The sequence below is a fragment of the Sphingomonas sp. Ant H11 genome (assembly GCF_000797515.1).
Classification (GTDB): Bacteria; Pseudomonadota; Alphaproteobacteria; order Sphingomonadales; family Sphingomonadaceae; genus Sphingomonas.
In genome coordinates, this window is the sequence record NZ_JSBN01000154.1 from 1 (window position 1) to 6797 (window position 6797).

Annotated in this window: 9 protein-coding genes and 2 pseudogenes; 10 read left to right on the plus strand and 1 reads right to left on the minus strand. The window is 65.1% G+C overall.

Annotated elements, in window-relative coordinates:
* A partial coding sequence (locus NW75_RS20095; protein WP_033967156.1) for an aminotransferase class I/II-fold pyridoxal phosphate-dependent enzyme occupies nucleotides 1-280 on the plus strand: 280 nt, incomplete at its 5' end.
* Between the two features lie 39 nt (nucleotides 281-319).
* Nucleotides 320-586 (plus strand): annotated as a pseudogene (locus tag NW75_RS20100) (IS6 family transposase); the annotation flags it as partial.
* Nucleotides 587-641: 55 nt separating this feature from the next.
* Here NW75_RS20100 and NW75_RS20105 read toward each other — a convergent pair.
* Complete coding sequence (locus NW75_RS20105; protein WP_001389365.1) at nucleotides 642-1406, minus strand: IS6-like element IS6100 family transposase; 765 nt, start codon at nucleotides 1404-1406, stop codon at nucleotides 642-644.
* 28 nt (nucleotides 1407-1434) lie between these two features.
* On the opposite strand from NW75_RS20105, the pseudogene NW75_RS20110 reads away from it, so the two are divergent.
* From NW75_RS20110 to NW75_RS20150, 8 genes and pseudogenes are all read left to right on the plus strand, one after another.
* A pseudogene (locus NW75_RS20110) lies at nucleotides 1435-1644 on the plus strand (recombinase family protein); the annotation flags it as partial.
* Nucleotides 1645-1935: 291 nt separating this feature from the next.
* Complete coding sequence (locus tag NW75_RS20115; RefSeq protein ID WP_033967159.1) at nucleotides 1936-2463, plus strand: hypothetical protein; 528 nt, start codon at nucleotides 1936-1938, stop codon at nucleotides 2461-2463.
* A 165-nt stretch (nucleotides 2464-2628) separates the two neighbouring features.
* Nucleotides 2629-3150, plus strand: coding sequence for a DUF736 domain-containing protein (locus tag NW75_RS20120; RefSeq protein ID WP_033967161.1), 522 nt, complete (start codon nucleotides 2629-2631; stop codon nucleotides 3148-3150).
* A gap of 320 nt (nucleotides 3151-3470) precedes the next feature.
* Nucleotides 3471-3929, plus strand: coding sequence for a hypothetical protein (locus NW75_RS20125; RefSeq protein WP_052192542.1), 459 nt, complete (start codon nucleotides 3471-3473; stop codon nucleotides 3927-3929).
* A gap of 187 nt (nucleotides 3930-4116) precedes the next feature.
* The gene (locus NW75_RS20135) at nucleotides 4117-4593 is read left to right on the plus strand and encodes a DUF736 domain-containing protein (protein ID WP_024310589.1); all 477 of its coding nucleotides are present in this window, start codon (nucleotides 4117-4119) and stop codon (nucleotides 4591-4593) included.
* A 268-nt stretch (nucleotides 4594-4861) separates the two neighbouring features.
* A complete protein-coding gene (locus NW75_RS27000; protein ID WP_231565351.1) occupies nucleotides 4862-5377 on the plus strand; it encodes a type II toxin-antitoxin system Phd/YefM family antitoxin in 516 nt (171 codons plus the stop codon).
* A complete protein-coding gene (locus tag NW75_RS27005) occupies nucleotides 5374-5520 on the plus strand; it encodes a hypothetical protein (protein ID WP_231565352.1) in 147 nt (48 codons plus the stop codon). Before NW75_RS27000 ends, NW75_RS27005 begins: the two co-directional genes overlap by 4 nt.
* 644 nt (nucleotides 5521-6164) lie before the next feature.
* Entirely contained in the window at nucleotides 6165-6548 is a 384-nt protein-coding gene (locus NW75_RS20150) for a single-stranded DNA-binding protein (RefSeq protein ID WP_231565353.1), read from the plus strand.
* Nucleotides 6549-6797: the final 249 nt, after the last annotated feature.

The following is a 6797-nucleotide window of genomic DNA, read 5'->3' on the forward strand; positions in this document are numbered from 1 at the left end:
GGCGAGAGGTAATTCTTCCGCGCCCTACTGGGTAAGCTACAGCGACATCGTCGAGATGATGGGCGCGACGCCGATCATTTTGCAAACACGGTCCGAAGATGGGTTCCGCCTGCGGGCAGAAGATCTGGAACGGGCCATCACGCCGCGTACCCGCTGGTTGTTGATCAACTCGCCGTCCAACCCGACCGGCTCGATCTATCGCAAGGAAGACTACGAACCTATCCTCGATGTGCTCGCACGCCATCCGCAGGTCTGGTTGGCTCTGTTGCAAAAATCGTGAAGCTTGAGCATGCTTGGCGGAGATTGGACGGACGGAACGATGACGGATTTCAAGTGGCGCCATTTCCAGGGTGATGTGATCCTGTGGGCGGTGCGCTGGTATTGTCGCTATCCGATCAGCTATCGCGACCTTGAGGAAATGCTGGCGGAACGCGGCATTTCGGTCGACCATACGACGATCTATCGCTGGGTCCAGTGCTACGCCCCGGAGATGGAGAAGCGGCTGCGCTGGTTCTGGCGGCGTGGCTTTGATCCGAGCTGGCGCCTGGATGAAACCTACGTCAAGGTGCGGGGCAAGTGGACCTACCGGCTCTGTTGCAAAGATTGGCGGCAGTCAGAGGTAGGCTGTCGCTCTGCGCCGATCAGGCGGCTGCTGCGAAATGGTGGTTGAGCATGCCCATGGCCTCCGTCAGCGCCGAGGGCCCAATGCCAAAAGCTCTCTCCACAAGGCGCACCTCGCCCCTGATGCCGGGCTGCAGGCACCAGGGGCGAGCCTGTCCTTTGCGCAGGGCTCGCATGACTTCGAATCCCTTGATCGTGGCATAGGCCGTGGGGATCGATTTGAAACCGCGCACCGGCTTGATCAGTATCTTGAGCTTTCCGTGATCGGCCTCGATCACGTTATTGAGATACTTCACCTGCCGGTGGGCCGTCTCCCGGTCCAGCTTTCCTTCGCGCTTCAATTCGGTGATCGCTGCACCATAGCTCGGCGCTTTGTCGGTATTGAGCGTGGCAGGCTTTTCCCAGTGCTTCAGGCCTCGCAGGGCCTTGCCCAGGAACCGCTTCGCTGCCTTGGCGCTGCGGGTCGGCGACAGGTAGAAATCGATCGTGTCGCCCCGCTTGTCGACTGCCCGGTACAGGTAGGTCCACTTGCCCCGCACCTTGACGTAGGTTTCATCCAGGCGCCAGCTCGGATCAAAGCCACGCCGCCAGAACCAGCGCAGCCGCTTCTCCATCTCCGGGGCGTAGCACTGGACCCAGCGATAGATCGTCGTATGGTCGACCGAAATGCCGCGTTCCGCCAGCATTTCCTCAAGGTCGCGATAGCTGATCGGATAGCGACAATACCAGCGCACCGCCCACAGGATCACATCACCCTGGAAATGGCGCCACTTGAAATCCGTCATCGTTCCGTCCGTCCAATCTCCGCCAAGCATGCTCAAGCTTCACGATTTTTGCAACAGAGCCGCTGGCGTCGATCCCGACCACATCTATCAGGATACGGCTTCAGGCCGCCGCGATGATCGTCCCGGGCTTGCGGCCGGTCTCAAGGCGCTGCGCTCTGGCGATACACTCGTCATTTGGAAGCTCGACCGGCTCGGGCGCGATTTGCGGCATTTGGTGAACACAGTCGGCGACCTCACAGCGGAGTCGACGATATCATGCTGACGATCGATGCGATCCACCACCGTATCACGCGCTCGAACGCCGGTTGGGGACACTCGAATCCGACAGCGCGCACGCCTTCTTCCTGCAACGCTCGATCGATCATCTGTCGGCCGCCCGGAAGCGCCTCATGCGACATCCGCGACCGCCTCGCTGAACGGCACGGCATCGCCTCGCGACGATGCCGGCACCGGCTGCGCCGGAAGGAGAGAGGGACCGGATCGGCATCCTGGACATGGGGTCCGGGCATTTTGCCGAAAGGTCACGATCATGTGCATCGATCCCAACGCCGAGCCCGTCGCCTTCGCGCTCGACACCAAACTCTGCCACCTCCTGCCCACGCTGACCGAGCCGCACCGCGAAGCCATCGCCCAGGATCTCGCGCGCACCGCCATCTTCATGGCGACCGCAATGGCGGCCGACATGGCGCAGGACGCGGTGAACGGCCTCGTGCCGATCCCGAAGATGCCGACGCTCGGCAAGCCGCCCGCACCCGCGCTGGTCCCACAGGCGCAAACGCCGCGCGATACCGTGCTGCTGACCCCCGCGGTCGCGCCCGTCGTCACGATCAAGGCCAAAACGACCGACGTCACCGTCGCCGGCTTCGACCAGCGTCAAGGCTACACGTTCGGGATCGACAACAAGTCCGACCGGCTGATCGACATCCGCCACGCCGGCAAATGCTGGTGCATCGATCCGAGCGACGAGGCGACCGACGTCGTCAGCCGCGCGATCGGCGCGCTCGCCGCGGCGCACGCCGATATCGGCACCGCGCTCACCGACCAGCTCGCCCACTGAGCACCGACATCGTCCGCCTGCCGCACGATCCACCGTCCGCGTGAAGACGCGGTCGGTGAGGGGCGCTCATCGCGCCCTGCCCGGCCGAAGGGCCGGGGAGGGGAGGAGGATTGAAGATCGGTGTCGAGGACATGGGGTCCAGCACGACATCACAGGAGACACGTCATGAACATCGGTCAGATCAAGCAGAACGACGCGGGCATTTTCATGGGCCGCATTTCCACCCTCGCCGTCGCGATGACGATCGCGCTCAAGCCGGTCCAGTCGTCCAACCCGCGCGCGCCGCGCTACGAGATCCACGCGCTCACCCCGGGCCGGACGTGGGTGCAGGTCGGGGCGTTCTTCGAACTCACCTCGAACAACACCGGCGAGGCGTTCCTGAACGGCCGCATCGACGATCCGTCGCTCGCCGCGCCGCTGCAGGTCTCGGCCTTCCGCCAGGACGACGGCTCGTACAACGTCGTGTGGCAGCGCGCCCAGAAGCGCCGCGATGTCGGTGCCGCGCTCGGCGTCAAGGCGGATGACGATCTGTCGCCGCCGTTCGGCGCCGATGGCGGCCCGGTCGGCAACGGCCCCGATCACGATGCGGGCACCACCGACAACGGCCTGGGCGAAACCACCGCCCCGGTCGAGGAGCCGGTCGGCAAGGGCCGCGGTCGCCGCCAGCGCGTCGCCGAGGACGCCTGATCCACCCCCGGTGCGTGCACTCCCTCACGGCACCGCATGGCGCACGGGCGCGCCCCCTTTCGCTCCCGCACGCCGAAACTCGGGGCAACGCCGGCACACGGCGTCGCCCTTTTTTTGCTTCATGGGCTCCAGTCCCGATTCAACACCGTATCGGATCGATAATTTAGCTATTCCTTCGCTTTATCGCCGTATAAGCACAGGATATCGCAGTTCGAACCTGGGCCACGCTCAAGGGAAGGGGGTGATGAATGGATAGCCGGGCGAATGGTGATGACACCGCTCGCGGGACCGGCACGTCCACTTCATCACGAGGTCCCGACATGGCCGACCGCGTCTCCGTCTCCATTACGATCGGGGGGAAACTTCCCGCCGATCGACTGCCCGAACTGTACAAACTCGCCGATTTCTACGGCCTCTCGACCGAATGGGGGGGAGAACCGCTTGAATCCGTTACATCCGGCGAACCCCTGCGCCTCCATGCTCACGAGGTCCAGAACGGCAATATCGAGGATATCGAGGACTTCTGCTGCACCAACGACCTTCCGTTCAGGACGTGGTCGGGAGGCTCGCCCGGGTCGTTCTCGCCCGAGGTTCGGGTCTGGCCAGGTCATGGTCCGCGCGCGATATTCTCGGCCGACGACAACGAAAGCGTCGTGCTGACGCTTCAGGAATACAATGCTCTAGGTGACCTCGCCGCGATCGGTGAGCACTTCCGGTTGGGTGGCTTCAAACCGCCTGCGCTCTCCATCGTCCCGGGAAAGCCTGAGACCGATAGCTAACAGCGCCATCGGCACATCCTCCTGACCTAGCCCGATCCGCGTCCCGCACGCACCACCGTCCGCGTGAAGAACGCGGTCGGTGAGGGGCGCTCATCGCGCCCTGCCCGGCCGAAGGGCCGGGGAGGGGAGGAGGATTGAAGATCGGTGTCGAGGACATGGGGTCCAGCACGACATCAGGAGACACGTCATGAACATCGGTCAGATCAAGCAGAACGACGCGGGCATCTTCATGGGCCGCATTTCCACCCTCGCGGTCGCGATGACGATCGCGCTGAAGCCGGTCCAGTCGTCCAATCCGCGCGCCCCGCGCTACGAGATCCATGCGCTCACCCCGGGCCGGACGTGGGTGCAGGTCGGCGCGTTCTTTGAACTCACCTCCAACAACACCGGCGAGGCGTTCCTCAACGGCCGCATCGACGATCCGTCGCTCGCCGCGCCGCTCCAGGTCTCGGCCTTCCGCCAGGACGACGGCTCGTACAACGTCGTGTGGCAGCGCGCCCAGAAGCGCCGCGACGTCGGTGCCGCGCTCGGGGTCAAGGCGGACGATGGCGAACCCGCGCTGCCTTTCACCGCCGATGGCCGTGACGTGGCGACCTCGGGCGCAGGCGATGACACCGGAGACGGGCTGGGTGCCAGCACCGCGCCGGTCGACGAGAGGGTCTGACCGGCATCGGGCGGCGCTGACGCGTCGCCCGTATCGCCACCTCGACGGGGATCGCTTCATCGCCGAAGCGGTCCCTGTTGCCGTTAGTGCCTGTTGCAGCCGCGCGGTCCGTGGTGTACGGATTGTCTTCCGTTTTACGGAAGATACGGATTCCCATGTAACAGAAAGATGGCCGTTACAACATTGGCAGGACCAGATGAGGGTCCCATCCTGGAGGGACGCAGGGCTTAATCGATCCCCGGCCGCGTAACGAAAGATGAGGGAAACCATGACCCCTACAATCGAAAAGGCCAGATCGACCGACGTGTCGAAGCGGTTCGGCTTCTATTACGACGAGGCGATGACGCATCCGATCGCAATCGAGCGCAACGGCGCTGCCCGCGTGGTCATGCTACCCGCCTCCGAGTTCGAACGCTTGTCCCGCCTCGATCACCTCGCGCTCTCGCCGCAGGAGTTGAGCGATGAAGCCATCCACGCCATCAGGACCGCGACGCCAGCGCCGGGTCCGTCCAGAACGATCAGTACGTCGATTGAACCGCAAGCCGGTGACCTGATCTGGTATTTCTACCTCTGGCGGCATGAACATAACCGGGGCGACGAGGACGGCTCGAAACTCCGCCCCTGCATGGTGGTTGGCAGCTATCGCTCAGCCGGAAGGCTCCGTGTCCTGATGGTGCCACTGACGACGCGCGATTATTCACCGGCTGCATCCATCCCTCTGCCGCCGCGATTCATTGAGCCTTCGGCCTCGATGACCGATCACGCATCGTGTGGGACGACGTGAACGATTTCGCATGGGTCGGACCCGACGTTCGCGCCGGTAACGACGGTAGCACCATCATCGCCGAGGTGCCGAGCCGCATCGTACAACGTGTCGCGGCGCTGATCGTCGAGCATCGGATCACCCCCACCCGGCGAACCGAGTAGGCGATCGATCCTCGCCAACCCGAAGGGCGGCGCCCGCAGACACAGCCCGGTTCGCTGGCCGAGTGGAAAGATCATCACGATCGGCGATGATCCCGCAGCCGGGCGGCGCGTAAAGCCGTCGCTGTTCTGCCAGCGGGTATCGGCAGGCGTTTGCCCCCTATGGCGATGAGGACGCCCAGGTCCGATGCGGTTGCCGGCGATCGCCCTGGCGAGGGTCGGCCGTCGGGCGACCTTGCGGCATCCGGTCTCCTTGCCGGTGCGTCGTCGCCCGGGCGCGGCCGTCCTTGTCGAGCTTCGGAGCGGCACCACGTCGGTCAGCGAGCGACGCTGGCGGCACGCCTGCCTTCGCGCCGGGTCGTTCGGGGGTACGGGTCAGGCGACCGACATGAGCGGTTCACGAGGTTTGTCCATGGCAATGCCTGCGGGAACCTTGGGCTGATCGACGGCCCATCCGCCGTTTCGTGTCACCTGCGCCGCGCCCCGGGGCCTCGCAACCCCTTTGGCAGGGCCGTGTTGCCGCGCTTCGCGCGGCTGCCCGCACCACCCCTGCAAAAGGGGTTCCCCTCCGGTCGACCAGGCCCGCCGCCTGCGCGCCGGCCCAGCTCGCCCTCCGGTGCGACGCCCCGAACCGCGACGCCCTTCAGGTGACACCGGCGGACGGACCGCCGACCAACCCAAGGAGGCAATGCCATGAACAACGTGAACCTCGTCGCCGCCTGACCCGCACCCCCGAACTGCGCGAAGTCAATCGCGCCACCAGCGTCGCGACCATCTTCGTGGCGACCGATCGCCCGAAGCTCAACAAGGACGGCCACACCTACAAAGGCGACGACGGCTTCACCGTCAAGGAGACCGAATACCACAAGGTCACCTGCTTCAACGGCCTCGCCAAGGCGATCGCCGGCAACCGCAAGAAGGGCGACCTCATCGCCATCGAGGGACGCCTGCACTACACCCGCTGGCAGGACAGCGACGGCAACGACCGCTACGGCTGCGAGATCATCGCCGATCGCGCCGAGTTCTACTGACCGGCCAGCGAACCGGGCGGCGCCTGCGGGCGTCGCCCTTCGCGCATGCTTCATCATCGCCCGCGCAGGACGCCTCGCCCACGGTGCTTCGCACCGCGGCCTTGCGCCAGCGCGCGCTCACCTGAAAGGTCCGGCACCATGACCGTCCAGCGCGACATGTTCGACGGCGACCCGTTCGCGCCCGAGCCGATACCTGCGGCACCGGACCCGGTCGCTCGGGTCGACGAGCCGGCACCCGCCGGCGGCGAC